Genomic DNA, 25,620 nt, shown 5'->3' with positions numbered 1-25,620 from the left:
ATGACGAAACACGGACGCTCCAGAAAGCTAATTCTGATCGCTGTCAGGCAGCTGCATATCCGTCACGACATTCTCGCCGTTGGTCACGTCGTAGGCAATGACGATGTCCATGCCGGGCTTCAATGCGTCGAGGTCGGTCTCGGCGTTGAGCTTGTAGGACTTTCCGTCGTCGAGCGTCAGGGTCAGCGTGTCCTTGTCGACTTTCTTGATCAGGCCCTCGGTCTGGCCGGCGAATGCGGCGGTGGAAATCATGAGCATGGTGCCAACGGCGCCAATCAGGGTACGCATCGTCGTCCTCTTTTGGTCATTGCGCCGGCATGAGCAACGGCGGATCCTCAACGGCGGATGGAAGAGAGCAGAAACCAACCGAATGTGTCAAAACTAAATCGGCCAGATCACAGATTGATGCATCCGATCACCGTTTGACCGCTGTGGAAAACGCCAATAGAAGGCAGCCTTGAAACGGCGAACCGGGCTCCGCCGCCGGGCAGGGCGTTTTTTCCATGTCTCACAACACCTTCGGCCATCTGTTCCGCGTCACCACCTGGGGTGAAAGCCACGGCACCGCGCTCGGCTGCGTGGTCGACGGCTGCCCGCCCGGCATCCGCTTCAAGCGCGAGGATATCCAGGCCGAGCTCGACCGTCGCCGCCCCGGCCAGTCGCGTTTCGTCACCCAGCGCCGCGAGCCGGACGAGGTGAAGATCCTCTCAGGCTTCATCCTCGACGAGGACGGCGAGACCATGATCACCACCGGCACGCCGGTGTCGATGCTGATCGAGAATGTCGACCAGCGCTCCAAGGATTATGGCGAGATCGCTCGCCAGTACCGGCCGGGCCATGCCGACTACACCTATGAGGTCAAATACGGCCTGCGCGACCATCGCGGCGGCGGCCGTTCCTCGGCGCGCGAGACGGCGGCGCGGGTGGCGGCCGGCGCGCTGGCGCGCAAGGTGGTGCCGGGCATGGTGGTGCGCGGCGCGCTGGTCTCGATGGGCGAAAAGTCGATCGACCGCGCCAACTGGAACTGGAATTTCGTCGGTGATGCCGAGAACCCGTTTTTCACCCCCGATCCGGCCTCGGTCCCGGTCTTCGCGGCCTATCTCGACGGCATCCGCAAGGCCGGCTCCTCCGTCGGCGCGGTGATCGAGATCGTTGCCGAGGGCGTGCCGGCGGGCCTCGGCGCGCCGATCTACGCCAAGCTCGACCAGGACATCGCGTCGGGCCTGATGTCGATCAACGCGGTCAAGGGCGTCGAGATCGGCAACGGCTTCGAGGCCGCCCGCATCACCGGCGAGCAGAACGCCGACGAGATGCGCATCGGCAATGACGGCAAGCCGGTGTTTTTGTCCAACAATGCCGGCGGCATCCTTGGCGGCATCTCGACCGGCCAGGCGATCGTCGCCCGCTTCGCCGTCAAGCCGACCTCATCGATCCTGACCCCGCGCAAGTCCATCGACAAGGACGGCAAGGACGTCGAGGTGATGACCAAGGGCCGCCACGATCCGTGCGTCGGCATCCGCGCCGTTCCGATCGGCGAGGCCATGGTTGCCTGCGCGATAGCGGATCATTATCTGCGGCACAGAGGACAGACAGGGAAGGGAGTAGGGGAGTAAGGCAGTAGGGCCGTGGGCTACGTCGCGCCCTGACCCCAAACTTTTTGCTTTTCCCTACTCCCTTACTGCCCTATTCCCCTACTCCCTTGCGAGCGAAGCGAGCACGTATGCCTTACGACCAGAAGAAGATCGTCGAAGCGATCCGTGCTTTCGAGCGCGGCGAGATCGTCGTCGTCATGGACGATGACGGGCGCGAGAACGAGGGCGATCTGATCGTCGCCGCGGTGCACTGCACGCCGGAAAAGATGGCCTTCATCGTCCGCAATACCTCCGGCATCGTCTGCACGCCGATGCCGCGCGAGGAGGCACGGCGGTTGAACCTGGCGCCGATGGTGGCCGACAACGATTCCGCCCACACCACCGCTTTCACCGTCAGCGTCGATTTCAAGCACGGCACCACGACCGGCATTTCCGCCGATGACCGCACGCTCACCGTTCGCAACCTCGCCAACGGCAATGTCGGGCCGACCGATTTCGTACGCCCCGGCCACATCTTCCCGCTGATCGCGCGCGAAGGCGGTGTCCTGATGCGTTCCGGCCATACCGAGGCCGCGGTCGACCTCTGCAAGCTCGCCGGCCTGCCGCCGGTCGGCGTCATTTCCGAACTGGTCAACGACGACGGCACGGTCAAGCGCGGCCCCGAGGTTCAGGCTTTCGCGGAACAGCATGGCCTGAAGCAGGTTTCGGTCGCCGACCTCATCGCCTACCGCCAGCGCAAGGAAACGCTGGTCGAGCGCGTCGCCTGCTCCGACATCGAAACGCCGGGCGGCAAGGCGCAGGTCTTCACCTACACGCTGCCTTGGGATTCCATGCATCATGTCGCGGTCGTCTTCGGCGACATCCGCGACGGCGAGGAGGTGCCGGTGCGCCTGCATTCGGAGGACGTCGTGACCGACGTCTTCGGCACCGGCCACCGCCTGGATCACATCATGAAGGCAATGGGCGAGCGCAAGCGCGGCGTCATCGTCTATCTGCGCGAAGGCTCGGTCGGCGTCGCCCACCAGGAGCGCAGGCGCCCGATGAGCGGCGAGCGCGAGGACCATGAGGAGGCGCGCCGGCGCGAGAGCGAGTGGCGCGAGATCGGCCTTGGCGCCCAGATTCTCAGGGATCTCGGCATCTCCTCGATCAACCTGATCGCCTCGCGGGAGCGCCACTATGTCGGTCTTGAGGGGTTCGGCATCCACATCGCCAAGACCGAGATTCTGTAGCTTTGGAGACTTGAGAATGAGCTTTGAAGCGTATCTTGCCTGCTTCGAGGACGGGCAGGAGGGGTATTTCCCGACGGCTGTCGTAGATGAAGCTTTCGCGCCTTTCATCACCAGCCGCGATGGTGACGTTTGGACGGTTACCTATAGAGACGCTCCTTTGGATCAAACTGAGCTCTATATGAATCTCAATCCAGAAGACTACGCGCAATGTTCCGGATTAACAGTAGTGCGCCCTACAACAAACACCTTGTTGTACGACTCGCTGTTGAAGATTCTACGCGGCACCAATTCTTGTGTCTATTTCCCTGGGGATTGCCCGCCCCTGGTCGCTCGTGCTGAGACCATACCCCATTTGAATCAGGATATGATCGAAACTCTTGGCGAACCGCTCGTTGTCTTAAGCGGTACGGAGATCAGTGACCGGCTGGGGAATTCATAGGTCACCCAGCCGCGATAACCGCTTCACCCCGATCCGCGTCGCAATTCCCCCGTCGCCAGCCGACATTGACCGGCAAGCACTGTGGCCAGGGCAATCGCGCCTGCTGTGACCGATACCCAGAAGCCGTTCTGCGGTCCAAAAGTGTCTACCGTCCAGCCGGCGGCGAAGGAAACCCAGCGCCATGCCGATGCCGATTCCGGTCGTCACCCAGGTGACGCTTCGGTCAGCATCGGCACGTGGCGCTCGATCAGGCCAAAGGCGGTGATGAAGGTCGGCGAGATCGCGACGCCGCTGACGAAGACGGCCAGCGCCAGCGTCGGCACCGTGTCGGTGCTCGGCGATCCGGCGCAATGGCCGAATGCCAACGCCTGCACGGCTTCAATGACCGATCACCTGACTGCGCTGCAGGAAGAGGGGGTGGTCGTTCCCGATCTCGACCCCGAAACCGCGGCGCGGCTCATCAACGGCGCCAGCAGCCAGGCCTCGCAGCGCATCGCCAACTCCAGGGACCCCGAAGCGACGTCGAAGAAGGCGATAGCGGCATTCAAGCAACTGCTCGAAGGCCTGCGCAAAAGCCCCGACCGCACGATCGGGTAACGATATCGCCGGGTTGTGCACCGTTTTGAGGCGGTCACGGCGCCGCCGCAATTGACAATCGCAGACCTGAGCGCATCCTCTCCGGCCATTCTCTTACAGCGCAGCGCGTTCCTTGAACGCGCAAAGGATGCTGTAACACTTTTGATGTTTGCGCATGATCCTTTCCGAAAATCGGTTCCGATTTTCGAGGTCATGCGCGGGGCGGGAGAGTCGGGGCCATGTGGGACTTCAGCATCGGCCGGTCGGTGTCCATCATGATGCGGACATGGCCGTTCATCGTCTTTCGCATGATCGTCTATTTCGGCATCACGGTGGCCTACATCGTGGCGACCGGCACCGGCGCCAGCGTCGGCTACGGCGTAGGCCATATCTCCACCGATCCGGACGGACCGATGTCGTTTGCCCTATGGGGCGGCGTGGTCGGCTTCGGCGTCGTCTCGATCGCCGTCTACTGGATCCGCGAATATATCCTCTACGTTCTCAAGGCCGGCCACATCGCCGTCATGGTCCATCTGATCGATGGCCGCGACGTTCCCGACGGCCAGGGCCAGATCGCCTATGCGAAGGAAGTGGTGACCCAGCGTTTCGCCGAGGCCAACATCCTTTTCGTCGTCGACCAGCTGGTCAAAGGCGCCATCCGCGCCATCACTGGCCTTATCGGCGGTATCGCTGCGTTCCTGCCCATTCCCGGCTTGAGCGGCATCGTCAGCTTCATCAACACGGTCGTCCGCCTGTCGCTGACCTATGTCGACGAGATCATCCTCGGCTACAACATCCGCATCAATTCGAACTCGCCGTTCGAGACCGCCAGGCAAGGCGTCGTGCTCTACGCGCAGAACGGCAAGCATATGGTCAAGAACGCCGTCTGGCTGGCGGTGATCATGTGGGGTGTGTCCTTCGTCATCTTCCTGCTGATGCTGGCCCCGGCAGCCGCCATCCTCTGGGTGATGCCGGGGCAGCTTGCCGGCTGGGCCTTCGTGCTCGCCATCGTCTTCGCCTGGGCTTTCAAGGCTGCCTTCATCGAGCCCTTCGCCATCGCTTCGCTGATGCAGGTCTATTTCGACACCATCGAGGGCCAGGTTCCGAATCCCGACTGGGATCGGCGGCTGGCCGAGGCCTCGTCGAAATTCAGGGAGCTTCGCGACAAGGCGCTCGGCTCCTTCGGCGGCTCGCGCTGGGATTCGCCCCGGGCTGCTTGATCGGCGGCCCCTACGAGGGCAGCCTGATCACGGCTTCGCTCGTTCCTCCGAACCAAGGCGGGCGATCGCCGACTTGAGCTGTGCCTCGCCGGCACCGCAAAAGGTTTCGCTCATCACCAGCTCGGGCAGCGGCAGCCGCTTGCCCCAGCCATGCGCTTCGAGGTCCGGCTTCGGCGCGAATGCCGAGACGCGGCCGACGCAGAGATAGGCGATCGGCGTGACATGCTCGGGGATCGACAAGAGCCGCTTCAACGCCTCGGTTTCGATGATGCTCACCCAACCGACGCCGACGCCTTCGGCGCGCGCCGCCAGCCAGAAATTCTGTACCGCGCAGACGGTGCTGTAGAGGTCCATCTCCGGATTGTGCCAGCGCCCGAGCGGCGAATTCTTCGAGCGCTGTCGGTCGCAGGTGATGCAAAGGTTGAGCGCGCTTTCGCAGATGCCCTCGAGCTTCAGCTTGCGGTAGAGCGCCTGCCGCTCCGCCTCGATCGCCGGCAGTTCCTGCTCGCGCGCGGCCAGAAACAGGTCGCGCACCTGTCGTCGCCTTGCCGCATCGCGGATGACGATGAAGTTCCACGGCTGCATGTAGCCGACCGATGGCGCGTGATGGGCGGCCGTCAGCAGCCGCGCAAGCACGCAATCGTCGAGATCGTCCGAAACAAAATGGCTGCGCACGTCCCGTCTTGTGAACATTGCCCGGTAGACGGCGTCGCGCGCCAATTGGTCAAAGTCGTCGCCGCTCGTGGCGGCCGTTCGTGCCTGCATCGCTTGTCCCCTTGCGATAAGCAGTCTTCCGCCTGACCATGCGGACGACCATGTCTGCCGGGCCGGTCTTCTGGCTCGGGATCGACCCGCATCCGGCGCCTTCCCGTCTAGGACAGTGGCTTTTGCCGGCGCGGTCCCCCTCACAGCGTTGGGCACGCCACGGAATTCAACCGTGTTCCCGATTCTCCCGCGTCGCGGGCACCAGGCAGCGATGGGACCTTATCGTGAAGCGGAAGCCGCGCCAATGCCGCCAGCGACACGGCACGGCGCGATTTTCCCCAATCATTCGGTGCTGGAACATGGCTATCCGGGCGGCAGGTGCCTAGATTAGGGGCCATGGCTACCCGTCTCTACACCCATCCGGTATTTCTGGAACACCTCACGCCGCCCGGCCATCCCGAGCGGCCGGACCGTTTGCGCGCCATCGAACGCGTGCTGGACGACGAGGCTTTTTCGGCCCTCGACCGTGTCAAGGCGCCGGAAGGCGACGAGGCGACGATCCTCTACGCGCATCCGGAGGATTTTGTTGCCCGCATCCGCGCGGCCATTCCCGCGAGCGGTATTGTCTCGATCGATGCCGACACCAGCGCCAGTCCGAAAAGCTGGCAGGCCGCGGTGACGGCGATCGGCGCCGCCAATGCAGCGATAGACGATGTCTTCGAAGGCCGCGCCGCCAATGTCTTCGTTGCCGCCCGCCCGCCCGGCCATCACGCCGAAAAGACCACCGCGATGGGTTTTTGCCTGTTCAACACTGCGGCGATCGCCGCTCGTCATGCGCAGAAGAAGCATCAGGCCGAGCGTGTCGCCATCGTGGACTGGGACGTCCACCACGGCAACGGCACGCAGGACATTTTCTGGGACGATCCGTCGGTGCTCTATTGCTCGACGCACCAGATGCCGCTTTATCCTGGCAGCGGTGCCAAAAGCGAAACCGGCGCAGGCAACATCGTCAACGCGCCGCTTGCGCCGAGCACCGGCAGCGACACGTTCCGCGACGCCTTCCTGTCGCGCGTGCTGCCGTCGATCGATGCATTCAAGCCGGACCTGATCATCATTTCCGCCGGGTTCGATGCGCACCATCGCGATCCGCTGGCCGAGATCAACCTGACCGAGGATGATTTCGACTGGGCGACCGGCCAGCTGATGGATCGCGCCGGGCGCCACAGCGGCAACCGGCTCGTCAGCCTGCTGGAGGGCGGCTACGATCTGCAAGGACTGGCATTTTCGGTCGCCGCCCATGTCGGGCGGCTGATGAAGGGATGAATTATGGCTGATGAAGCTAACGAAGACGTCAAGGCGATGAGTTTCGAACAGGCGCTCGACGCGCTGGAGAAGATCGTCGATGATCTGGAGCGCGGCGATGTCCCGCTCGACCAGTCGATCAGGATCTACGAACGCGGCGAGGCGCTGAAGGCCCACTGCGACCGGCTGCTCAAGGCCGCCGAGGACAAGGTCGAGAAGATCAGACTGTCGCGCGACGGCAAGCCGGTGGGAACGGAGCCGCTCGACGCCGAATAGAACGGAAGCGGTGGGGGAGAGAGAAACAGGCAAGGAGTCCAAGCATGTGCCGAAACATCAAGACCCTGTTCAATTTCGATCCGCCGGCGACCGACGACGAGGTCCATGACGCGGCCTTGCAGTTCGTGCGCAAGCTGAGTGGCTCGACCAAGCCGTCCAAGCGCAACGAGCATGCCTTCCACCACGCCGTCGAGGCGATCGCGGCCGCCGCGCGCGAGCTGCTCGACAGCCTCGAAACCACCCAGCATCCGCGCAATCGCGAGGAAGAGGCCGCCAAGGCGAAAGCCAGGTCCGCGCTCCGCTTCGCCTGAGGTCGTGACATGAGCTTCTTCCCGGGTAACGATCCTGAGGCCGGCGATGCCTTCGCCTGCGACCAGATCGAATTGATGGTCATCCCCAACGCCAAGGACATTGGCGGCTTCGAGGTTCGCCGCGCCTTGCCGACCGCGAAACGCAGGCTGGTCGGACCGTTCATCTTCTTCGACCGCATGGGTCCGGCCATCCTGCGCGCCGGCCATGCGATCGACGTGCGTCCGCATCCGCATATCGGGCTCTCCACCGTCACCTATCTGTTCGACGGCAAGATCAGGCATCGCGATTCGCTCGGCACCGAGATGGTGATCGCGCCGGGCGATGTGAACCTGATGACCGCCGGCCGCGGCATCGTCCATTCGGAACGCACGCCGGAGGAGCTGCGCGGCGCGCCGATGTCGATCTCCGGCCTGCAGACCTGGCTTGCGCTGCCGGACGACCAGGAAGAAATCGCCCCGGTGTTCGCCAACACGTCGGTGATCCGCCTGCCCGAGATCGACGCCGAGGGCGTCGGCGGCCGCGTCGTCATCGGTGAATTTTCCGGCCTGCGCTCGCCGGTCGCGACCGCTTCGGAAACGCTCTACGCCGATCTGCGGCTCGCGGCGGGCGCCAGCGTGAAGATCCCGGCCGATGCCGAGGAGCGCGCCATCTACACGATGGAGGGCGAGGTTTCGATTGCCGGCGACCGCTTCCCGGCCGAGCGGCTTCTGGTGTTCAAACCGGGCGAGGAGATCGTCGTTTCGTCGGAGCGCGGCGCGCATTTCATGCTGTTCGGCGGAGCGTCGCTGGGCTCCAAGCGTTATATATGGTGGAACTTCGTTTCGTCCTCGAAGGAACGCATCGAGCAGGCCAAGGAAGAATGGAAGACAGGCCGCTTCGATATCGTTCCTGGTGATGAGGAAGAATTCATTCCGCTGCCGGAAGGTTAGAGCTGGATGGACATCCTGCGCCAACCGCGTCACTGACACGCATTTACATTCGCTCGCCGGCGGCATATTTCGCGCATGATCAAGGCGCATATTGTGAAGGTTGGAGCAATTCCGGGAAAAGTGTGAAGCGGTTTTCCGTCCGGAATTGCGTGAAACAGAAAAGACAGAGCGGTGCGGTGAAACGGTTAACCGCTCTGATGCAACGTTAAGATTTCAGCAGGCCGCACCAGAGTGAACCCGAAGCCCGATACGCCGCTCCTCGACAAGGTCCGCATCCCCGCGGATTTGCGGGCGCTTGAGGAAAGCGAGCTGCCGCAGCTGGCGACGGAACTTCGCGCCGAGCTGATCGATGCCGTGTCGCACACCGGCGGCCATCTCGGCGCGGGCCTCGGCGTCGTCGAGCTGACGGTTGCGCTGCACTATGTCTTCAACACGCCGGAAGACCGGCTGATCTGGGATGTCGGCCACCAGGCCTATCCGCACAAGATCCTGACCGGCCGCCGCGACCGCATCCGCACGCTCCGCCAGGAGGGTGGTCTCTCCGGATTCACCCGGCGGGCAGAGAGCGAATACGACCCATTCGGCGCAGCCCACTCGTCGACCTCGATTTCCGCCGGCCTCGGCATGGCCATGGGACGCGAGCTCGCTGGCGGTCGCAACAACGTCATCGCTGTCATCGGCGACGGCGCCATGTCCGCCGGCATGGCCTATGAGGCAATGAACAATGCCGGCGCGCTCGACGCCCGCCTGATCGTCATCCTCAACGACAACGACATGTCGATCGCCCCGCCGACCGGTGCCATGAGCGCCTATCTGGCCAGGCTCGCATCCGGCAAGGCCTACCTGGGCTTGCGCGATTTCGGCAAGAAGCTGTCGTCCTATCTCGGCAAGCGCGCCGACCGCGCCATCACGCGCGCGGTCGAGCATGCGCGAGGCTACGTCACCGGCGGCACGCTGTTCGAGGAAATGGGCTTCTATCACATCGGCCCGATCGACGGACACAATCTCGAGCACCTGATCCCGGTGCTGAGGAACGTCCGCGACAATGCCGACGGCCCGGTGCTGATCCATGTCGTGACCCAGAAGGGCAAGGGCTACGCGCCGGCGGAAGCGGCGGCCGACAAATATCACGGCGTCAACAAGTTCGACGTCATCACCGGCGCGCAGGCCAAGGCGCCGGCCAATGCGCCGAGCTACACCAAGGTCTTCGCCGAGAGCCTGATCCAGGAAGCGCGCGAGGACGACCGCATCGTGGCGATCACCGCCGCGATGCCGAGCGGCACCGGCCTCGACCTGTTCGGCGAGGCGTTCCCGACAAGGACCTTCGATGTCGGCATTGCCGAGCAGCACGCGGTGACCTTCGCCGCCGGCCTCGCCACCGAAGGCTACAAGCCGTTCGCCGCCATCTATTCGACCTTCCTGCAGCGCGCCTACGACCAGGTCGTACATGACGTGGCGATCCAGAAGCTGCCGGTGCGCTTCCCGATCGACCGGGCCGGCTTCGTCGGTGCCGACGGCGCCACCCATTGCGGCGCTTTCGACACGACCTTCCTGGCCTCGCTGCCCGGCTTCGTCGTCATGGCCGCTGCCGACGAGGCGGAACTTCGCCACATGGTGCGCACCGCGGCCGACTATGACGGCGGCCCGATCGCCTTCCGCTATCCGCGCGGCAATGGCGTTGGCGTCGACATGCCGGAGCGCGGCTCGGTGCTCGAGATCGGCAAGGGCCGTATCCTGAAGGAAGGCACCAAGGTGGCGCTTCTGTCCTTCGGCACCCGGCTGCAGGATTGCCTGCTGGCCGCGGAGGAGCTCGGCGCGGCAGGTCTTTCCACCACCGTTGCCGACGCCCGCTTCGCCAAGCCGCTGGACGAGGACCTCATCCGCCGCCTTGCCCGCTCGCATGAGGTTCTGGTGACTGTGGAAGAGGGCGCGGTCGGCGGTTTTGCCAGCCAGGTGTTGCATTTCCTCGCCCATGAAGGACTGCTGGAAAACGGACTCAAGGTGCGCCCGCTGGTGCTGCCGGACGAATTCATCGATCATGCCAAGCCCGAGAAGATGTATGCCGACGCGGGCCTCGATACGGCTGGCATCGTGCGCACGGTCTTTGCCGCGCTCGGCCACGGCGTGCAGGCGCAGCGCGCCTGAATCGAAATCTCAACGTGCTGAATCCCTTTGCCGGCTTCCGGCTGTAAGTATTTGTTAACGCTTTCGTTTGGCGGTTCGGTTACCTTCTCTCTTGGCCGATTTTCAACGGCGCCCTGCTAAGACCTTGGTCCTAGGCAGGGGATAAGAACAATGAAATCGTTCCTGAGCGGCATGGCCCTTGTGATGGCCATGGCCGCGCCGGTGGCAGCCGAAACGCGTTACGACCGCAATCTCGAAAAGGCGGTGATGGACATCGTCGCCAGCAAGATGGGCAACATCCGCGGCGGCTTCTCCTATAAGCAGGTTCCTCAAATGGTGGTGCTGACGGGGGGCGAACCGGTTGCGGCTGAGCCGCGCAGCCAGGCTTCCAACGACGACGGGCTGATGCCGGCCGTCGAGCGTCCGGTTTCGCGGACAGTCTTCTGATGTATGTCGCCCAAAAGTGTCCCGCGGTTTTGGGACAACGACATGCATCAAACAAAAATCAGAACCAGAGATCGCGCACGCAGCGGCCGTCGCGCGGCAGGTCGTCGAAACTGTCGAGACCGTCGAAATGGTCGATCGGCAGGTCGGCGACGGCCTCCGGCGGCGCCAGCCGGACATTGACAGCGATCCGAATGCGGCCGCCTGAGCGCAGACCGCGCCAGGCGAGCACGCAGGCGCATGTCGGGCAGAACAGGATCTCGAGCGCCGGCTCGGCCACTTCGGCCCGTGTGTATGAACTCATTGGTCCTGCGATGCGGATACGCTCGTCGAGATAGTCGTAGGCCCAGAGCGTGCCGTAGCGGCGGCAGAGCGTGCAGTTGCAGGCCGTGATCGATCCTGGATCGCCTTCCAGGGTCCAGTGGGCGGCGCCGCAATGGCAGGTTCCCTTCAGCATAGCCTCCTCCTCGGCTGGGTGAGCGAACTTTCGGTATCTGCATTCTGCCGCGCTCCACGTTATATTCAACACGCTGCCATTGCCTTCGCGTTCGGCTTTCGCCAATGAAGGCCGATGAGTTCTCCTGTGCCAGCCAGAACGCGCCCAAGGCTCGACGACCTGCTCGTTGCGCGCGGCCTGTTCGCCAGCCGTTCGCGCGCTCGCGATGCGATCGAGCGCGGCACGGTGACCGTTGAGGGCAGCGTTGCCCGCAAGCCTGGTCAATCCGTTGCGTCGGACTGCCTGATCGCCATCGACGATCCCGCGCAAGCCTATGTGTCGCGCGCGGCGCTGAAGCTTATTTCCGGCCTCGACCGTTTCGGCCTCGATCCTTCGCGAAGCGAGGCGCTCGACATCGGCGCCTCGACCGGCGGTTTCACCCAGGTGCTGCTCGAACGTGGCGCCGCCCATGTCACGGCGATCGATGTTGGCCACGGCCAGATCCATCCGGATATTGCCGGCGACCCGCGCGTGACGGTGATCGAGGGTGTCAACGCACGTGACCTGACGGCCGCCGATCTCGGCGGCCGCGTTCCGGATTTCCTCGTTTGCGACGTCAGCTTCATTTCGCTGAAAATGGCGCTGCCGCCGGCGCTTGCGCTGGCCGGCGAGGGCGCCAGGGCGCTGCTTCTCGTCAAGCCGCAATTCGAAGCCGGCCGCGAAGCGATCGGCAAGGGCGGACTGCTCAAGGATCCAGGCGATGCCGAGCGCGTCGCCACAGAATTGCGCGACTGGCTTGCCGCCGTGCCGGGCTGGCGCGTGCTTGGGCTACACCCGTCGCCGATCGAAGGCGGCGACGGCAATCGCGAGTTCCTGCTCGCCGCCGTCAAGGACGGTGCATCGCAATGAGCGCGCGCTTCACCATCTCCAGGCTCGGTTCGCAAGGCGACGGCGTCGCCAGCGCCGATAGCGGCGAGGTTTTCATCCCGTTCACGCTGCCGGGCGAGACGGTCACCGCCGCGCGCCAGAAGGATCGCGCGACGCTGATGTCGGTGCTGCAAGCCTCGCCGCTCCGGGTCGATCCGCCCTGCCGCCATTTCACCGAATGCGGCGGCTGTGCGCTGCAGCATTTCGAGGCCGAGGCCTATCGACAGTGGAAGCGCGAGCGGGTCGTGCAGGCGCTGAAGGCCAAGGGCATCGCCGGCGAGATCGATGCGCTGGTGCCTTGCGCGCCGCAGACGCGCCGCCGCGTCGTCTTCAGCGCAAGGCGCACCGAGGCCGGCATGCTGCTCGGCTTCGTGCGCGCACTCTCCTCCGAGATCATCCCGATCGAGGAATGCCCGATCTCGCTGCCGGCGATCGTAGGGTCGCTCGACCGCTTGCGGAGGCTGGCCAATCTGGTTTGCGCCACGCCGAAACCCTTCCACATGACGGTCACGGTCACGGCGTCCGGCCTCGATGTTGCCGTCCAGGATGCGGGCAAGCTCGGCGAAAACCAGCGCCGCATCGCCTCGAATTTCGTGATGGCCGAGGGCCTGGCGAGGCTTTCCATCGACGGCGAGGTGATCGTCGAGCCGAAAAAGCCGGTGGTGCAGTTCGGGTCGGTCGCCGTCGCAGTGCCGCCCGGTGCCTTCCTGCAGGCGACGGAGGCCGCCGAGCAGACGATGGCTGGTCTCGTCGGGCGGCATCTGTCGCGCGCCAAGAAAGTCGCTGACCTTTTTGCAGGCTGCGGCAGCTTCGCGCTCAGGCTTGCGGCGAAGTCGGAGGTTCATGCCGTCGAGGGAGATGCGCCGGCCCTTGCGGCGCTCGACCGCGCCTTTCGTTTCGCCGGCGGCCTGAAGCGGGTGATAAGCGAGCGTCGCGACCTCTTCCGCCGGCCTCTGACTTTTAAGGAACTGAACGGCTTTGACGGCCTCGTCTTCGATCCGCCGCGCGCCGGCGCCGAGGACCAGTCGAAGCAGATCGCCCGCTCGGACGTGCCGCTTGTCGCGGCCGTGTCCTGCAATCCGGTGACGCTGGCACGGGACCTGCGCATCCTCCTCGACGGCGGCTATCAGCTGAAGAGCGTGACGCCGATCGACCAGTTCCTGTGGTCGCCGCATGTCGAGGCGGTCGCGCTGCTGGAGAAGCCGAAGCGGCGGCGGTAATCCGCAACCGCTGGTTCGCAGGAAATTTTGTGAAGCCTCTGTTCTTCCGACGAAATTGCGCCCTAAAGCCGCCTTTATGCGGGCTCTTAATTTTGCGCTGTTAGGGAAACATTCCTGCCTCTCCGGCGTTAATGTTATGGAGGGATGGCGGATAAGGATAGCGGATTGCCATGCAGGCGCTTCAGAAATTCCTCGGCCTCGTCGTCATTCTCATCTTTTTCGCGGTCAGCGCCGCAACCGGGGCATTGGCGCAAGGCGAAAAGCGTCTGGCCTTCGTCATCGGCAATGGCTCCTACAAGACCGGCGAACTCGCAACGGCCGCCAATGACGCCGGCCTAATCGCACAGACATTGCAGGCCGCCGGGTTCGATGTGGTCGGCGCGCGCGACGTGGACCAGGACTCGCTGCGCGGCGCGTTCCGCGATTTCATTGGCAAGGTATCGGCCGCCGGTCCCGACGCCGTCGTTTTCATCTATCTCGCTGGGCATGGCGTGCAGTTCGAGGGCGAGAACTACTTCCTTCCGGTCGATGCCCAGATCGCCAATCCGGCCGATGTCCCGCTTCAGGCGATGCGGATCTCAGACGTCACCAGGTCGCTGTCCGGGCTGCCGACCAAGGTCAATATCGTTGTGCTCGACGCGGCGCGGCCAAATCCGTTTCCGCAGTCGAAAGAGCCGCTGGCCGGTGGCCTTGCATTGGTCGATCCCGATCCGAACATGCTGATTGCCTTCAACGCCGCTCCCGGAACGGTCGCGCCGGAGGGCAAAGGCCCCTACGGAGCCTACGCCCAGGCGCTGGCCGAGATGATGCGCGAAGGCGGCCTGTCGCTGCAGGACGTGTTCGACCGCACGCGGCTGCGTGTCAGCGAAGTCACGCAGGGCGGGGAACTGCCATGGAGCGCTTCGAAGATCACCGCGCCTTTCGTTTTCTTCGAACGCAGCGCGGAAGCTCCCCCGCCCAAGGTTTCGGCCGCGGAGACCCGCGCGATGCGCACCAGGCCGATTCGCGACTTCAGCGCGCATGACGCCTATGTTGCCGCCCTCGAGCGCGACACGATGCGCGGCTACGAGGATTTCCTCGACGTCTATCCGCACGATCCGATGGCCAAGCGTGTGCGCGCCATCCTCGCGGCCCGGCGCGAGGCGATCACCTGGCGTGAGACCTGGATGACGGACACGCCTGAAGCCTACTGGTCCTATCTGGAGCGCTATCCGCACGGCCCGCATGCCTGGGACGCGCGCCGCCGCCTGGAGCATTTCGATGCCGATCTGGAGCCGCCGGCGAGCTTCACCGTCATCGTCTATGACGTGCCGCCGCCGCCGGAAGAGGAAATCATCTATATCGACCGGCCGGTGCTCTATTTCGACGATCCCGATTTCGATTTCGAGCCGCCGCCGCCGATCACGGTGGTCTTCCTGCCGCCGCCGCCGCCGGATTTCGTCGTGCTTGAGCCGCCGCCACCGCCGGTTGACGTCTACATCCTGCCGACGCCGGTGTTCGTGCCGATACCCGTGTTCGTCAACCCGCCGCGCCACATCGTGCCGCCGCCGAACGACATCATCTTCAACAACATCCACAACACGACCGTCATCAACAACATCAACACGACGATCAGAAACGAGACCATCAATCAGGCCGCGCAGCCGAGCGGCAATACTCAGGGTGGCGTCACCACGAGCCAAAAGACGGTCGGAGGCGCCGTTGGCGCCCGCGCGGATGCGCTGGCGGCCAAGGTTGCGCTGCCGCCGCTGCTGAAGAAGCGGGCGGCCATATCCGGTCAGGCCCAGTCCAGGCAACAGGTGGGCTTGCCACCGAAGCCCGGCCAGCGTGTTATCCAGGGTCAGCAGCCAGGCGCCGCGACCGCGCAGCCGGAGACCCAGTCCGCGACCGGCAAGCTGTCGCGCGACCACGCCTTGCCCGGAGCCGACGGCAAAAAGCTGCCGCTCGTCAACGGCAAGCCGGCGCCCAACGAACAGAATTTGCCGGGCAACAGGTCCAGGAAGCAGCTCGGAAAGCAAGGCATCGCGGGCGGCAACCAGGAAGCGACGGGAAATGCCGGCGCCGCCGTGACCGGAGAGCAGGGCACGGATCAGCGGAAGGGCAGGAAGTTCCGCAAGCTGCCGACCGTCAACGGTGCGCCGGCCGACAACGAGCTGAGCGCCCAGGAGAGGTTCAGGAAGAACAATCCCAACGCTTTCTCCGATCAAAGCACCGGCAAACCGAAAAAGCTGAGGCGCAGGGATTTGTCCGCCGGCCAGTCCGTGGTCGAACCGGATAATCAGGGCCCGGTCAGCGGAAACGAGAAGGGCAGGAAGTTCCGCAAGCTGCCGACAGTCAACGGTCAGCCGGCCGAAAATCGGCCGAGCGTGCGGGAGCGGCTGAGGAACAACAATCCGGACGAGTTCTCCGGCGAAAATCAGGGCGCGCCCAGCGGGAACGACAGGGGCAGGAAGTTCCGCAGACTGCCGACCGTCAACGGTGAGCCGACCGACAACGAGCCGAGCATGCAGAAGCGGTTCAGGAGGAACAATCCGTCCGTGTTCTCCGATCAGACTCAGGGCGCAGCCGGCGGCGGGGGCAGGAAGTTCCGCAGGCTGCAGAACGAAGAAGGGGCCGGCGGCCCGGAAGTCGACGTTCAGCGCAATTTCAGGGTCAATAGGCCGAACGAGAATGCGCAGCGCCAGTTCAGGCAGGAAAGGCCGGCCGAGCAGGTGCTCCGGCCGCAGAGATCGGAGCCGAAGCCGGAATTCCGCGCCGAGCCGAGACCGCAGATGCAAGAGCGGCGTGTCCCGCAGGAGCAGCCGCAGCAGCAGTTCAAGCAGCAGTTCAAGAAGAGGCCGTCTTGCGGACAGGAGGGCGAACCGGCTTGCCAGCAGTAGGCGGTCGAAAGCTACTCATGGGCCGGACTTTCCGGCCCGTGAGCTTGCAAGGCGGTGGTACCTATGCACAGGCCCGTAAAGGCCGGTCCGCTCCGACGATGCGGGCCGCTCAGTCTACCAGTTCGGCGGCATTCGTCAGGTTCTCGGCGTGCCGCCGCGCTGGTTGATCGACACCCAGATGTTGGGATTCTGCTGCGACTGCCGTTTCAGGAAATAATAGCCGGTCGCGTTCCAGGGCCGGACTTCGTCGACCAGATTGTCGAGGACGAAATCGCCCTTGTCGGTCTTCACGGTCAGAATGGTGTGACCTTCATTGTTCAGGTCGCGCACCACCGTCATCAGCAGCGCCTGGCGGGGGAATCCCGCTTCCATGAGAAGCTTGCGCTTGTAGAGCGCGTAGATCTTGCAGTCGCCCTTGCCGTCCACCGGATAGTCCCAGTGGTCCATCATCGTGCCCCAGTGATCGTAGTTGCTGACGGGCTTGATGGCGCGGTTCGCCTTCTGGTTTATCCGCTTGAGGGTGTGCAGGTTCTGCGTGGTCAGCTTGACGTTCGTGGCCGGCAGGGCAGGCACTTTGCACTCTTTCGGCCGGCGGTGGCAGAAATCCAGCCAGCCGTAGGGAACGCTGGTGCGTCCTCCAACCGAGGCGGAGTGTAAAACATCGGCAGAAGGTTGCGTCGATGGCCGCTTGAACAATGTCGACTGCGCCGTCGCCGTATCGACGCACAGCGATGTCGCGCCGATCAACGAAACAAGGCCAACGAGGAACGAAGAGGTCAGGACGCCAGGGGAACGCAACAATGCCAGACACCACCGCAACGAGAAGACTGGCGACGAGTTAATGCGGAAACGCCGGCCAAGGCAATTGAACAATTAATAATTTGCTAACACGATCGTGTTCGCGTCCGGCGGGGTCGCTACGCTTCTGCAGATTGGCATCAATCGCGAGCATGGCGGCGCTGCGTTTCGGCAAGGACCCCGGCGTCCATGTCCTGCAGCGTTCTTGGCATGCCGCTATGCGCCAGGATGCCAAACACCTCCTTCGGCTGCGTCGGGGCAAAAGCCAGCGCCCGCTTCAGCAGGACGCCTTCTGGTACATCTTCGACCTGCAAGCGGGTGCCGGCATCCCAGTCCCGCCGTTTTCGGATCGCGCTGGGCAAGGTCACCTGTCCCTTTTTCGAGACGGTCGTCGTGAGTTTTTCAGAACTGGTCATTGGGACTTGATATTACCGGAAAGTTCCGGTGCCTCAAACCCTGGTGCCGCCGACCGTCATCTGGTTCATCCTCAGATGCGGCTGGCCGACGCCGACGGGCACGCCTTGTCCGGCCTTGCCGCACATGCCGATGCCGTTGTCGAGCTTCATGTCGTTGCCGACCATGGTTACGCGGTGCATGGCATCAGGCCCGTTGCCGATCAGCATCGCGCCCTTGATCGGCTGCGTCACCTTGCCGTCCTCGATCATGTAGGCCTCGGTGCAGCCGAACACGAATTTTCCCGAGGTGATGTCGACCTGGCCGCCGCCGAAGGAGACGGCATAGATGCCCTTCTTGACCGAGGCGATGATCTCCTCCGGGCTCATGTCGCCCGAGGTCATGTAGGTGTTGGTCATGCGCGGCATCGGTTGGTGCGCGTAGCCCTCGCGCCGGCCGTTGCCGGTCGCCTTCATCCCCATCAGGCGCGCGTTCTGGCGGTCCTGCATGTAGCCGACCAGCTTGCCGTCCTCGATCAAGACGTTGCGCGCCGAAGGCGTGCCTTCGTCGTCGACGGTGAGCGAGCCGCGACGCTCGGCAACCGTGCCGTCATCGACCACGGTGACGCCCTTTGCCGCGACCTGCTGGCCCATCAGGCCGGCGAAGGCCGATGTCTTCTTGCGGTTGAAGTCACCTTCCAGGCCATGGCCGACCGCTTCGTGCAGCATCACGCCCGGCCATCCGCTGGACAGCACGATGTCGAAGGTGCCCGCCGGCGCCGGGACGGCCTCGAGATTGACCAGCGCCTGTCGCAGCGCCTCGCGCGCGGCATGCTTCCAGCTCTCCTCGGTGAGGAATTCGCCAAAGCTCTTGCGGCCGCCCATGCCATAGGAGCCGCTCTCCTGACGGTCGCCATCGCCGACCACCACGGAGACGTTGACCCTGACCAGTGGGCGGATGTCGCGCACCACCTGGCCGTCGGCGCGCACGATTTCGACATGCTGCCAGGAGGCGGCGAGCGAGGCCGTCACCTGGCGCACGCGCGGGTCGGCGGCGCGCAGCCAGGCGTCGATCTCCTGCAGCAGCTTCGCCTTCGCCTCGAAGCTGGGCGAGGGGATCGGGTTCTCGTCGCCATAGAGGTGACGATTGGTGCGGGCGGGCGCTGCGGCAAGCTGGCCCGAATAGCCGCCCTTGACCGCCGAGACGGCGTCGGCGGCGCGCCGCAGCGAGGCTTCCGAAAGGTCGTTCGAATGCGCATAGCCACTGGCCTCGCCGGCGACGGCGCGCAAGCCGAAACCCTGATCGGTGTTGAAATTGGCCGTCTTCAGCCGGCCATTGTCGAACATCAGCGCTTCGTTTTCGCTGTATTCGAGGAACAGCTCGCCGTCGTCGGCGCCCTTGATGGTGTCGGCGACGATCTCTTTGACACGATCGTCGGAAATGTCGAATTGGCCGATCAGGCTGTTCATGGCAGGGCGTCCGCTGGCGGTTTTGTCTTTCCCCGATGTAGGGGCGAAGTGAGGTCAAGACAATCGGCGGTGTTCACACGGGATTGTCATCGCCGCGGACAAGAGACGGCCCTGCTGCCCCATCGGGTCAGGGGAGCGCGGCGAAACCTTCCGCGAATCCCTTGAGGTCGACGGGAATGCCGATGCCTTCCTCCGGCGTCTGGAAGACGATGAAGGTGGCCGAGGTGCCGTTCTTCAGCGTGTCGAGCAGCGGCTTCTCGAGGATCACTTCCGCATAGCAGCCGTCCTGGAAGCAGCGCACGAAATAGGCGCGGCCGATGTCCTTGCCATCGACGTTGAGGCCAAGCCCGTTGGGTAAGAGCACGCCGAGCGGCGCCAGTACCCGCAGGATTTCGGCCTTGTTGTCGGCGGTGCGCAGCACCACGACGGAAAGCCCCATCTCCGGGCGGTCCTCGGCGACGACGTTCTGCATCATCACGCATTGCTCGGAGGTCGCGCCGGCGGGCGTGTCGCAGATGATCGACCACGCGCCATGCGTCGACTTGACCGTGCCGCTGGGCGGTGCGGCGGTCTGAGGTGGGGCCGCGCTCGCTGCGCTGGTCAGGCTGGCGCCAAGCAGAACGGCAAGGAAGACGACCTTCGCCAGGGGTCTCGAAAGCCAGGAAGTCATGACGGCTCCATTGCGAATCACGGCACTTTAAGCTGCGCCAAGGCCAAGTAAAGGACGAGACCGTCGCCGGCCCGCCCAGATACCGGCAATTACACGCTTTTCCAGAGCAAATTCGCCCGAATTGCGACCGTCCGGCGCGCGGCGCGGCGATGGCCGGGGATGCCCTTTGGGTTGCGCGCAAAAATGCCGCACGGTTTCGTCCGCTCCTTCCTTGCGGAGGGAAATAGAGTATGGTTTGAACCACCTTAGGGACAGACCGGGATTCCCAATCCCGGCGTCGTTCGTTATTGGTGCGATCCGATCGCAGGAAGTGGGAGACGAGAGGGCGATGAGAAAATTCATGGCAAGCGCCAGACTTCTGGCAGGTGCTGCGGCCGCAGGCGCGCTCCTCTCCAGCGCATCCGCCTATGCGGATCAGCCCAAGCCATGGGAGACCAGTTTCCAGGCGCCCGCGACCGACATGATGCGGCAGATCGAATGGTTCGGGAACTACACCTTCGCCTTCATCGTGGTGATCACCCTTCTGGTGCTGGTCCTGCTCGCCTACTGCATCCTGCGGTTCCGCGCGAGCGCCAACCCGGTGCCGTCGAGGACGAGCCACAACACGCTGATCGAGGTGATCTGGACGGTCGGGCCGGTCGTCGTGCTGCTGCTCATCGCAATTCCCTCCTTCCAACTGCTCACCGCGCAGTACACGCCGCCGGAAGAAGCCAAGCTCACCGTCAAGGCGACCGGCAACCAGTGGAACTGGGACTACGAGTACCAGGTCGACAAGAGTTTCTCCTTCAACTCGGCTGTGCTTCAGGATGCCGATCGCGCCAAGGCCGGCAAGGAAGACCGCAGTCTCTATCCGCGCCTGCTCGCCGTCGACAACGAGCTGGTGGTGCCGGTCAACACCATGACCCGCGTGCTGATCACGGCCACCGACGTCATCCACTCCTTCGCCGTGCCGTCCTTCGGCATCAAGATGGACGCCGTGCCCGGCCGCACCAACGAGACCTGGTTCAAGGCGGAGAAGGAAGGCCTCTATTACGGTCAGTGCTCGCAGCTTTGCGGCAAGGATCACGCCTTCATGCCGATCGCGGTTCGCGTCGTGTCCGACGCGCAGTTCAAGACCTGGCTGGAGACGGCCAAGACCGACGTGCCGGCCGCCAACAAGGCGCTGATGGCCGAGATCGATGGTACCAACAAGGTAGCGGCCGCTGGCAACTGACGCCGCGGGTTAGCAAGATTTAGGGAACGGAGCGGAATATGGCAGAGGCTGCAGCTCACGACCACCACGACCACAGGCCGCATGGCTGGGTCCGGTGGGTGTACTCGACCAACCACAAGGACATCGGCACGCTCTACCTGATCTTCGCGATCATCGCCGGCATTATCGGCGGTGCGCTTTCGGTCGCCATCCGCATGGAGCTGCAGGAGCCGGGCATCCAGATCTTCAGCGGTCTGGCGCAGATGGTCTACGGCATGCAGGGCGATGCCGCCATCGACGGCGGCAAGAGCATGTACAATGCCTTCGGCGCCGCGCACGGCCTGATCATGATCTTCTTCATGGTCATGCCGGCTCTGATCGGCGGTTTCGCCAATTGGATGGTGCCGATCATGATCGGCGCGCCCGATATGGCCTTCCCGCGCATGAACAACATCTCCTTCTGGCTGCTGCCGCCGGCCTTCATCCTGCTGCTCAGCTCGATGTTCGTGCCGAGCTCGCCCGGCGCCTTCGGCCCCGGCGGCGGCTGGACGATCTATCCGCCGCTCTCGACGGCCGGATCACCAGGCCCTGCGATGGACCTTGCGATTCTCGCGCTCCACATCGCCGGCGCTTCGTCGATCCTCGGCGCGATCAATTTCATCACCACCATCTTCAACATGCGCGCGCCGGGCATGACGATGCACAAGATGCCGCTGTTCGCCTGGGCGGTGCTGATCACGGCCTTCCTGCTGCTCTTGTCGCTGCCGGTTCTGGCTGGCGGCATCACCATGCTGCTCACCGACCGCAACTTCGGCACGTCCTTCTTCGTGCCGGACAATGGCGGTGATCCGCTGCTCTTCCAGCACCTGTTCTGGTTCTTCGGCCACCCCGAGGTGTACATCCTGATCCTGCCGGGCTTCGGCATCATCAGCCACATCGTCTCGACCTTCTCGAGGAAGCCCGTCTTCGGCTATCTCGGCATGGCCTACGCCATGGTCGCGATCGGCGCCGTCGGCTTCATCGTCTGGGCGCACCACATGTACACGACCGGCCTGTCGCTCGACACGCAGCGCTATTTCGTGTTCGCCACCATGGTCATCGCGGTGCCGACCGGGGTGAAGATCTTCTCCTGGATCGCCACGATGTGGGGCGGCTCGATCAGCTTCAAGCCGCCGATGCTGTGGGCGCTGGGCTTCATCTTCCTGTTCACGATCGGTGGCGTCACCGGCGTTCAACTCGCCAATGCCGGCCTCGACCGCTCGCTGCACGACACCTATTTCGTGATCGCCCACTTCCATTACGTGCTGTCTCTGGGCGCGGTGTTCGCCATCTTCGCAGGCTGGTACTACTGGTTCCCGAAGATGACCGGCTACATGTACTCGCCTGTGATCGCCAACACCCACTTCTGGGTCACCTTCGTCGGCGTCAACCTGATCTTCTTCCCGCAGCACTTCCTCGGCCTCGCCGGCATGCCGCGCCGTACCGTCGACTATCCGGATGCGTTTGCCGGCTGGAACATGGTTTCGTCCTACGGCTCCTACATCGCTGCTGTCGGTGTGGCGATCTTCCTCTACGGCGTGTTCGAGGCCTTTCAGAAGAAGCGCGTCGCCGGCGCCAATCCGTGGGGCGAGGGTGCCACCACGCTCGAATGGCAGCTGCCTTCGCCGCCGCCGTTCCACCAGTGGGAACAGCTGCCGAAAATCAAGTAAGCAACTGCCCGAAATACGAGGCCGCCGGTGAGCCGGCGGTCTTGGCCAACGGAATGATGGACTTTAAGTACGCATGGCCCTTGCCGACCACAAATTGATGGAGGAAGCGGGCTTTCGCATGTCGGAAGCAACCGCGGGCGATTTCTTCGCCCTCCTGAAGCCGCGCGTCATGTCGCTGGTCGTCTTCACGGCCTTTGTCGGCATGGTTGCGGCGCCGGTGGCCGTCAATCCGCTGCTGGCGGTGATCGCCATCCTGGCAATCGCCATCGGTGCCGGCGCCTCGGGCGCGCTCAACATGTGGTACGACGCCGACATCGACGCGGTGATGACCAGGACCGCCGGCCGCCCGGTGCCCGCGGGCCGCGTCACACCCGGCGAGGCGCTGAGCTTCGGCCTGGTGCTCTCCGTTCTGTCGGTGATGACGCTTGGCGTGCTGGTCAACTGGCTGTCTGCGGCGCTTCTTGCCTTCACCATCTTCTTCTACGCCGTCGTCTACACGATGTGGCTGAAGCGCTGGACGCCGCAGAATATCGTCATCGGTGGCGCCGCCGGCGCCATCCCGCCGGTGATCGGCTGGGCGGCCGTCACCGGATCGGTCAGCCTCGAAAGTCTGATCCTGTTCCTCATCATCTTCCTGTGGACGCCGCCGCATTTCTGGGCGCTGGCGCTATTCAAGTCCGATGATTACGCCCGCGCCGGCATCCCGATGATGCCGAACGTGGCCGGACCTGCGTCCACGCGTCGCCAGATATTTGCCTATGCGCTGATCCTCGCGCCGGTCGGTGTGCTGCCCTGGTTCCTCGGCTACACCACCGCTGCCTATGGCGCCGTCTCTGCCGCGCTGGGCGCGGGCTTCGTCTGGTATGCCTGGAAGGTGCTGGGCATGAGCGACACCGACCGCGCGATGAAGCCGGCCAAGGCGCTGTTTGGCTATTCGCTGCTCTATCTTTTCGCTGTCTTCGCCGCCTATCTCGTCGACAGCGTGGTCGGGCGCGCGCTCATGACGGGGGGAGCATGATCGTGGCCGACAAGAACCTCGAACTGGTGACCTTGACAGAGCGCCAGCGGAAGGCGCGGCGCAATCGCTCCCTCGCCATCGGCGTGGCGCTGGCCGCGCTCGTCGTCATCTTCTACGTCGCGACCATCGTGAAGTTCGGCCACAATGCTTCCGGCCTCACGCCTACGAACTTGATGTGAAGCGGCGATGAGCGGCGAGATCACCACCAGGCCCGTCAGGAAGAACAGCAACCGCGTCGTCGTGGCGGTCTGCCTGGCCTTCTTCACCGGCATGGTCGGCATGGCTTACGCGGCGGTGCCGCTTTACAAGATGTTCTGCCAGGCCACCGGCTATGGCGGCACGACGCAGCGCGCCGAGAAGCAATATGCCGGTCGCGTGCTCGACCGCGACATCACCATCCGCTTCGATGCCAACACCAACGGCATTCCGTGGCAGTTCGAGCCCGTAGCCCGCTCGGTGACGATCAAGATCGGCGAGACCACGCAGGCGCATTACAGCGCGACCAACAAATTCGACCGCCCGATCACCGGCCGCGCCTCCTTCAACGTGCAGCCGGAAATGGCCGGCGCCTATTTCAACAAGGTGGAGTGCTTCTGCTTCACCGACACGACGCTGAAGCCCGGCGAGACGCTGGACATGCCGGTCGTGTTCTATGTCGATCCAGACATCGTCAACGTGCCGGAACTGAAGGACCTGAAGACCATCACCTTGTCCTACACGATGTTCCCGGTCGAGAAGAAACAGCCGGTCGCGTCGTCCGCGCCGGCTGCTGGCAGCAGCAACAAAGTTCCAGATTCCGAAGCAAGCCTCGGGGGTTGATATGGCAGACGCGCACGCAAAACCGAACCACGACTACCATCTCGTCAATCCGAGCCCCTGGCCTTTCCTGGGCTCGATCGGGGCGCTGGTGACCGCCGTCGGCGGCGTCTGCCTGATGCGGTATCTCAGGGCCGACACCTTCCCGGTCTTCGGTCACAACATCGCCAATCCGTGGCTGTTCTTCATCGGCCTCGTCATCGTGCTCTACACGATGTTCGCCTGGTGGTCGGACACCATCAAGGAGGCGCATGAGGGCTATCACACGCGCGTCGTGTCGCTGCACCTGCGCTATGGCATGATCATGTTCATCGCCTCCGAGGTGATGTTCTTCGTCGCCTGGTTCTGGGCCTTCTTCGACGCCAGCCTGTTCCCGGGCGAGGCCGCGCAATATGCACGCGCCACCTTCACCGGCGGCGTATGGCCGCCGAAGGGCCTGGAGGTTCTCGATCCCTTCCACCTGCCGCTCTATAACACCATCATCCTGCTCACGTCGGGCACGACCGTGACCTGGGCCCACCACGCGCTGCTGCATGGCGACCGCAAGGGCCTGATCAACGGCCTGGTGCTGACCGTCGGCCTCGGCATGCTGTTCACGATGGTGCAGGCCTACGAGTACATGCACGCGCCCTTCGCGTTCAAGGATTCGATCTACGGCGCCACCTTCTTCATGGCGACCGGTTTCCACGGTTTCCACGTCATCATCGGCACCATCTTCCTGCTCGTCTGCCTGGTGCGCGCGATACGCGGCGACTTCACCCCGAAGCAGCATTTCGGCTTCGAGGCGGCCGCCTGGTACTGGCATTTCGTCGACGTGGTCTGGCTGTTCCTGTTCAGCTGCATCTATGTCTGGGCATCGAGCGGCGCGATGATCGAAGCCCACTAAAACCAACAGTTTTCGGAGACCAAACGGGCGGCTGCGGCGACGTGGCCGCCTTATCTTTT

At 63.9% G+C, this 25,620-nt stretch carries 26 protein-coding genes, 2 pseudogenes and 1 riboswitch; of the genes and pseudogenes, 20 read left to right on the top strand and 8 right to left on the bottom strand.

The features are described from left to right. Positions 1-27: 27 nt before the first annotated feature. Positions 28-288, bottom strand: a complete 261-nt coding sequence (locus QAZ47_RS28580; protein WP_278204289.1) for a DUF1344 domain-containing protein — start codon at positions 286-288, stop codon at positions 28-30. A gap of 215 nt (positions 289-503) precedes the next feature. Between QAZ47_RS28580 and aroC the strand changes: the two genes are divergently transcribed. The 3 genes from aroC to QAZ47_RS28565 all read left to right on the top strand — a co-directional run bounded on the left by aroC (position 504) and on the right by QAZ47_RS28565 (position 3,260). Continuing rightward, positions 504-1,613 carry a chorismate synthase gene (gene aroC / locus QAZ47_RS28575; protein ID WP_278231599.1) on the top strand — a complete coding sequence of 370 codons (1,110 nt, stop codon included), beginning with the start codon at positions 504-506 and terminating at the stop codon, positions 1,611-1,613. Between the two features lie 107 nt (positions 1,614-1,720). After that, positions 1,721-2,821: a 3,4-dihydroxy-2-butanone-4-phosphate synthase gene (gene ribB / locus QAZ47_RS28570; RefSeq protein WP_278231598.1), complete on the top strand. Its 1,101-nt coding sequence runs from the start codon at positions 1,721-1,723 to the stop codon at positions 2,819-2,821. Positions 2,822-2,837: 16 nt separating this feature from the next. Next, positions 2,838-3,260, top strand: a complete 423-nt coding sequence (locus QAZ47_RS28565) for a hypothetical protein (RefSeq protein ID WP_278231597.1) — start codon at positions 2,838-2,840, stop codon at positions 3,258-3,260. Between the two features lies 1 nt (position 3,261). On the opposite strand, the pseudogene QAZ47_RS32165 reads toward QAZ47_RS28565, so the two are convergent. Next, positions 3,262-3,586, bottom strand: a pseudogene (locus QAZ47_RS32165) (MFS transporter); the annotation flags it as partial. Between the two features lies 1 nt (position 3,587). Here QAZ47_RS32165 and QAZ47_RS32160 point away from each other — a divergent pair. Next, a pseudogene (locus tag QAZ47_RS32160) lies at positions 3,588-3,857 on the top strand (TetR/AcrR family transcriptional regulator); the annotation flags it as partial. A gap of 218 nt (positions 3,858-4,075) precedes the next feature. Beyond that, on the top strand, positions 4,076-5,056 hold the full coding sequence (locus QAZ47_RS28555) for a hypothetical protein (protein ID WP_278231595.1): 981 nt from the start codon (positions 4,076-4,078) through the stop codon (positions 5,054-5,056). A gap of 27 nt (positions 5,057-5,083) precedes the next feature. Here QAZ47_RS28555 and bluB read toward each other — a convergent pair whose 3' ends face one another. After that, a complete protein-coding gene (bluB, locus tag QAZ47_RS28550) occupies positions 5,084-5,821 on the bottom strand; it encodes a 5,6-dimethylbenzimidazole synthase (protein WP_278231594.1) in 738 nt (245 codons plus the stop codon). 42 nt (positions 5,822-5,863) lie between these two features. Continuing rightward, a riboswitch (cobalamin riboswitch) is annotated at positions 5,864-6,042 on the bottom strand. A 115-nt stretch (positions 6,043-6,157) separates the two neighbouring features. Here bluB and QAZ47_RS28545 point away from each other — a divergent pair. From QAZ47_RS28545 to QAZ47_RS28520, 6 genes are all read left to right on the top strand, one after another. Next, positions 6,158-7,084, top strand: a complete 927-nt coding sequence (locus QAZ47_RS28545) for a histone deacetylase family protein (protein WP_278073315.1) — start codon at positions 6,158-6,160, stop codon at positions 7,082-7,084. Between the two features lie 3 nt (positions 7,085-7,087). Continuing rightward, positions 7,088-7,339, top strand: a complete 252-nt coding sequence (locus QAZ47_RS28540) for an exodeoxyribonuclease VII small subunit (protein WP_278204284.1) — start codon at positions 7,088-7,090, stop codon at positions 7,337-7,339. A 44-nt stretch (positions 7,340-7,383) separates the two neighbouring features. Further along, positions 7,384-7,650, top strand: a complete 267-nt coding sequence (locus QAZ47_RS28535) for a DUF2277 domain-containing protein (RefSeq protein ID WP_127426349.1) — start codon at positions 7,384-7,386, stop codon at positions 7,648-7,650. Positions 7,651-7,659: 9 nt separating this feature from the next. After that, positions 7,660-8,580, top strand: a complete 921-nt coding sequence (locus tag QAZ47_RS28530) for a pirin family protein (RefSeq protein WP_278231593.1) — start codon at positions 7,660-7,662, stop codon at positions 8,578-8,580. A 231-nt stretch (positions 8,581-8,811) separates the two neighbouring features. Continuing rightward, positions 8,812-10,725, top strand: a complete 1,914-nt coding sequence (gene dxs, locus QAZ47_RS28525; RefSeq protein WP_278231592.1) for a 1-deoxy-D-xylulose-5-phosphate synthase — start codon at positions 8,812-8,814, stop codon at positions 10,723-10,725. A 150-nt stretch (positions 10,726-10,875) separates the two neighbouring features. Then, the gene (locus tag QAZ47_RS28520; RefSeq protein ID WP_278231591.1) at positions 10,876-11,151 is read left to right on the top strand and encodes a hypothetical protein; all 276 of its coding nucleotides are present in this window, start codon (positions 10,876-10,878) and stop codon (positions 11,149-11,151) included. 58 nt (positions 11,152-11,209) lie between these two features. Here the strand turns inward: QAZ47_RS28520 and QAZ47_RS28515 are convergent, their stop codons facing one another. After that, positions 11,210-11,605: a GFA family protein gene (locus tag QAZ47_RS28515; RefSeq protein ID WP_278231590.1), complete on the bottom strand. Its 396-nt coding sequence runs from the start codon at positions 11,603-11,605 to the stop codon at positions 11,210-11,212. A gap of 114 nt (positions 11,606-11,719) precedes the next feature. Between QAZ47_RS28515 and QAZ47_RS28510 the strand changes: the two genes are divergently transcribed. The 3 genes from QAZ47_RS28510 (at position 11,720) to QAZ47_RS28500 (ending at position 16,610) form a co-directional block, all read left to right on the top strand. Next, a complete protein-coding gene (locus QAZ47_RS28510; protein ID WP_278231589.1) occupies positions 11,720-12,493 on the top strand; it encodes a TlyA family RNA methyltransferase in 774 nt (257 codons plus the stop codon). Next, positions 12,490-13,731, top strand: coding sequence for a class I SAM-dependent RNA methyltransferase (locus QAZ47_RS28505; protein ID WP_278231588.1), 1,242 nt, complete (start codon positions 12,490-12,492; stop codon positions 13,729-13,731). Before QAZ47_RS28510 ends, QAZ47_RS28505 begins: the two co-directional genes overlap by 4 nt. Before the next feature lie 170 nt (positions 13,732-13,901). Continuing rightward, complete coding sequence (locus QAZ47_RS28500) at positions 13,902-16,610, top strand: caspase domain-containing protein (RefSeq protein WP_278231587.1); 2,709 nt, start codon at positions 13,902-13,904, stop codon at positions 16,608-16,610. 135 nt (positions 16,611-16,745) lie between these two features. On the opposite strand, the gene QAZ47_RS28495 is transcribed toward QAZ47_RS28500, so the two are convergent. The 4 genes from QAZ47_RS28495 to QAZ47_RS28480 all read right to left on the bottom strand — a co-directional run bounded on the left by QAZ47_RS28495 (position 16,746) and on the right by QAZ47_RS28480 (position 19,940). Continuing rightward, on the bottom strand, positions 16,746-17,483 hold the full coding sequence (locus QAZ47_RS28495) for a transglutaminase-like cysteine peptidase (RefSeq protein ID WP_278231586.1): 738 nt from the start codon (positions 17,481-17,483) through the stop codon (positions 16,746-16,748). Between the two features lie 65 nt (positions 17,484-17,548). Next, complete coding sequence (locus QAZ47_RS28490; RefSeq protein WP_278231585.1) at positions 17,549-17,824, bottom strand: AbrB/MazE/SpoVT family DNA-binding domain-containing protein; 276 nt, start codon at positions 17,822-17,824, stop codon at positions 17,549-17,551. Positions 17,825-17,857: 33 nt separating this feature from the next. After that, entirely contained in the window at positions 17,858-19,270 is a 1,413-nt protein-coding gene (gene tldD, locus QAZ47_RS28485; protein WP_278231584.1) for a metalloprotease TldD, read from the bottom strand. 127 nt (positions 19,271-19,397) lie between these two features. Then, complete coding sequence (locus QAZ47_RS28480) at positions 19,398-19,940, bottom strand: invasion associated locus B family protein (protein WP_278073304.1); 543 nt, start codon at positions 19,938-19,940, stop codon at positions 19,398-19,400. Positions 19,941-20,268: 328 nt separating this feature from the next. Here QAZ47_RS28480 and coxB point away from each other — a divergent pair, with 328 nt between their 5' ends. The 6 genes from coxB (at position 20,269) to QAZ47_RS28450 (ending at position 25,561) form a co-directional block, all read left to right on the top strand. Next, complete coding sequence (gene coxB, locus QAZ47_RS28475; RefSeq protein ID WP_278204267.1) at positions 20,269-21,153, top strand: cytochrome c oxidase subunit II; 885 nt, start codon at positions 20,269-20,271, stop codon at positions 21,151-21,153. A gap of 38 nt (positions 21,154-21,191) precedes the next feature. Next, positions 21,192-22,841 (top strand): cytochrome c oxidase subunit I, encoded by a 1,650-nt coding sequence (gene ctaD, locus QAZ47_RS28470; RefSeq protein ID WP_278204265.1) that lies wholly within the window; start codon positions 21,192-21,194, stop codon positions 22,839-22,841. A gap of 73 nt (positions 22,842-22,914) precedes the next feature. Continuing rightward, positions 22,915-23,859, top strand: coding sequence for a heme o synthase (locus QAZ47_RS28465; RefSeq protein WP_278204263.1), 945 nt, complete (start codon positions 22,915-22,917; stop codon positions 23,857-23,859). Continuing rightward, complete coding sequence (locus QAZ47_RS28460) at positions 23,856-24,038, top strand: hypothetical protein (protein ID WP_278231583.1); 183 nt, start codon at positions 23,856-23,858, stop codon at positions 24,036-24,038. Before QAZ47_RS28465 ends, QAZ47_RS28460 begins: the two co-directional genes overlap by 4 nt. 7 nt (positions 24,039-24,045) lie before the next feature. Then, positions 24,046-24,678 (top strand): cytochrome c oxidase assembly protein, encoded by a 633-nt coding sequence (locus QAZ47_RS28455; protein ID WP_126101448.1) that lies wholly within the window; start codon positions 24,046-24,048, stop codon positions 24,676-24,678. 1 nt (position 24,679) lies between these two features. Beyond that, positions 24,680-25,561, top strand: coding sequence for a cytochrome c oxidase subunit 3 (locus QAZ47_RS28450; RefSeq protein ID WP_278231582.1), 882 nt, complete (start codon positions 24,680-24,682; stop codon positions 25,559-25,561). Positions 25,562-25,620 lie beyond the last annotated feature (59 nt).

Origin of the sequence: Mesorhizobium sp. WSM4904, from assembly GCF_029674545.1 — a bacterium.
Taxonomy (GTDB): Bacteria; Pseudomonadota; Alphaproteobacteria; order Rhizobiales; family Rhizobiaceae; genus Mesorhizobium.
Note: the sequence above shows the minus strand (reverse complement) of the source record. Positions and strands in the feature narration are given on the sequence as shown.

What these genes read in the sequence shown, in the direction of transcription:
- QAZ47_RS28545 (WP_278073315.1), top strand. Translation starts at nt 6,158, where the DNA reads ATGGCTACCCGTCTCTACACCCATCCGGTATTTCTGGAACACCTCACG.
- QAZ47_RS28520 (WP_278231591.1), top strand. Translation starts at nt 10,876, where the DNA reads ATGAAATCGTTCCTGAGCGGCATGGCCCTTGTGATGGCCATGGCCGCG.
- QAZ47_RS28450 (WP_278231582.1), top strand. Translation starts at nt 24,680, where the DNA reads ATGGCAGACGCGCACGCAAAACCGAACCACGACTACCATCTCGTCAAT.
- QAZ47_RS28460 (WP_278231583.1), top strand. Translation starts at nt 23,856, where the DNA reads ATGATCGTGGCCGACAAGAACCTCGAACTGGTGACCTTGACAGAGCGC.
- QAZ47_RS28490 (WP_278231585.1), bottom strand. Translation starts at nt 17,824, where the DNA reads ATGACCAGTTCTGAAAAACTCACGACGACCGTCTCGAAAAAGGGACAG.
- QAZ47_RS28580 (WP_278204289.1), bottom strand. Translation starts at nt 288, where the DNA reads ATGCGTACCCTGATTGGCGCCGTTGGCACCATGCTCATGATTTCCACC.
- QAZ47_RS28565 (WP_278231597.1), top strand. Translation starts at nt 2,838, where the DNA reads ATGAGCTTTGAAGCGTATCTTGCCTGCTTCGAGGACGGGCAGGAGGGG.
- QAZ47_RS28500 (WP_278231587.1), top strand. Translation starts at nt 13,902, where the DNA reads ATGCAGGCGCTTCAGAAATTCCTCGGCCTCGTCGTCATTCTCATCTTT.
- QAZ47_RS28535 (WP_127426349.1), top strand. Translation starts at nt 7,384, where the DNA reads ATGTGCCGAAACATCAAGACCCTGTTCAATTTCGATCCGCCGGCGACC.
- aroC (WP_278231599.1), top strand. Translation starts at nt 504, where the DNA reads ATGTCTCACAACACCTTCGGCCATCTGTTCCGCGTCACCACCTGGGGT.
- QAZ47_RS28540 (WP_278204284.1), top strand. Translation starts at nt 7,088, where the DNA reads ATGGCTGATGAAGCTAACGAAGACGTCAAGGCGATGAGTTTCGAACAG.
- QAZ47_RS28530 (WP_278231593.1), top strand. Translation starts at nt 7,660, where the DNA reads ATGAGCTTCTTCCCGGGTAACGATCCTGAGGCCGGCGATGCCTTCGCC.
- QAZ47_RS28555 (WP_278231595.1), top strand. Translation starts at nt 4,076, where the DNA reads ATGTGGGACTTCAGCATCGGCCGGTCGGTGTCCATCATGATGCGGACA.
- ctaD (WP_278204265.1), top strand. Translation starts at nt 21,192, where the DNA reads ATGGCAGAGGCTGCAGCTCACGACCACCACGACCACAGGCCGCATGGC.
- ribB (WP_278231598.1), top strand. Translation starts at nt 1,721, where the DNA reads ATGCCTTACGACCAGAAGAAGATCGTCGAAGCGATCCGTGCTTTCGAG.
- bluB (WP_278231594.1), bottom strand. Translation starts at nt 5,821, where the DNA reads ATGCAGGCACGAACGGCCGCCACGAGCGGCGACGACTTTGACCAATTG.
- QAZ47_RS28480 (WP_278073304.1), bottom strand. Translation starts at nt 19,940, where the DNA reads ATGACTTCCTGGCTTTCGAGACCCCTGGCGAAGGTCGTCTTCCTTGCC.
- tldD (WP_278231584.1), bottom strand. Translation starts at nt 19,270, where the DNA reads ATGAACAGCCTGATCGGCCAATTCGACATTTCCGACGATCGTGTCAAA.
- coxB (WP_278204267.1), top strand. Translation starts at nt 20,269, where the DNA reads ATGAGAAAATTCATGGCAAGCGCCAGACTTCTGGCAGGTGCTGCGGCC.
- QAZ47_RS28515 (WP_278231590.1), bottom strand. Translation starts at nt 11,605, where the DNA reads ATGCTGAAGGGAACCTGCCATTGCGGCGCCGCCCACTGGACCCTGGAA.
- QAZ47_RS28505 (WP_278231588.1), top strand. Translation starts at nt 12,490, where the DNA reads ATGAGCGCGCGCTTCACCATCTCCAGGCTCGGTTCGCAAGGCGACGGC.
- QAZ47_RS28465 (WP_278204263.1), top strand. Translation starts at nt 22,915, where the DNA reads ATGGCCCTTGCCGACCACAAATTGATGGAGGAAGCGGGCTTTCGCATG.
- QAZ47_RS28455 (WP_126101448.1), top strand. Translation starts at nt 24,046, where the DNA reads ATGAGCGGCGAGATCACCACCAGGCCCGTCAGGAAGAACAGCAACCGC.
- QAZ47_RS28510 (WP_278231589.1), top strand. Translation starts at nt 11,720, where the DNA reads ATGAGTTCTCCTGTGCCAGCCAGAACGCGCCCAAGGCTCGACGACCTG.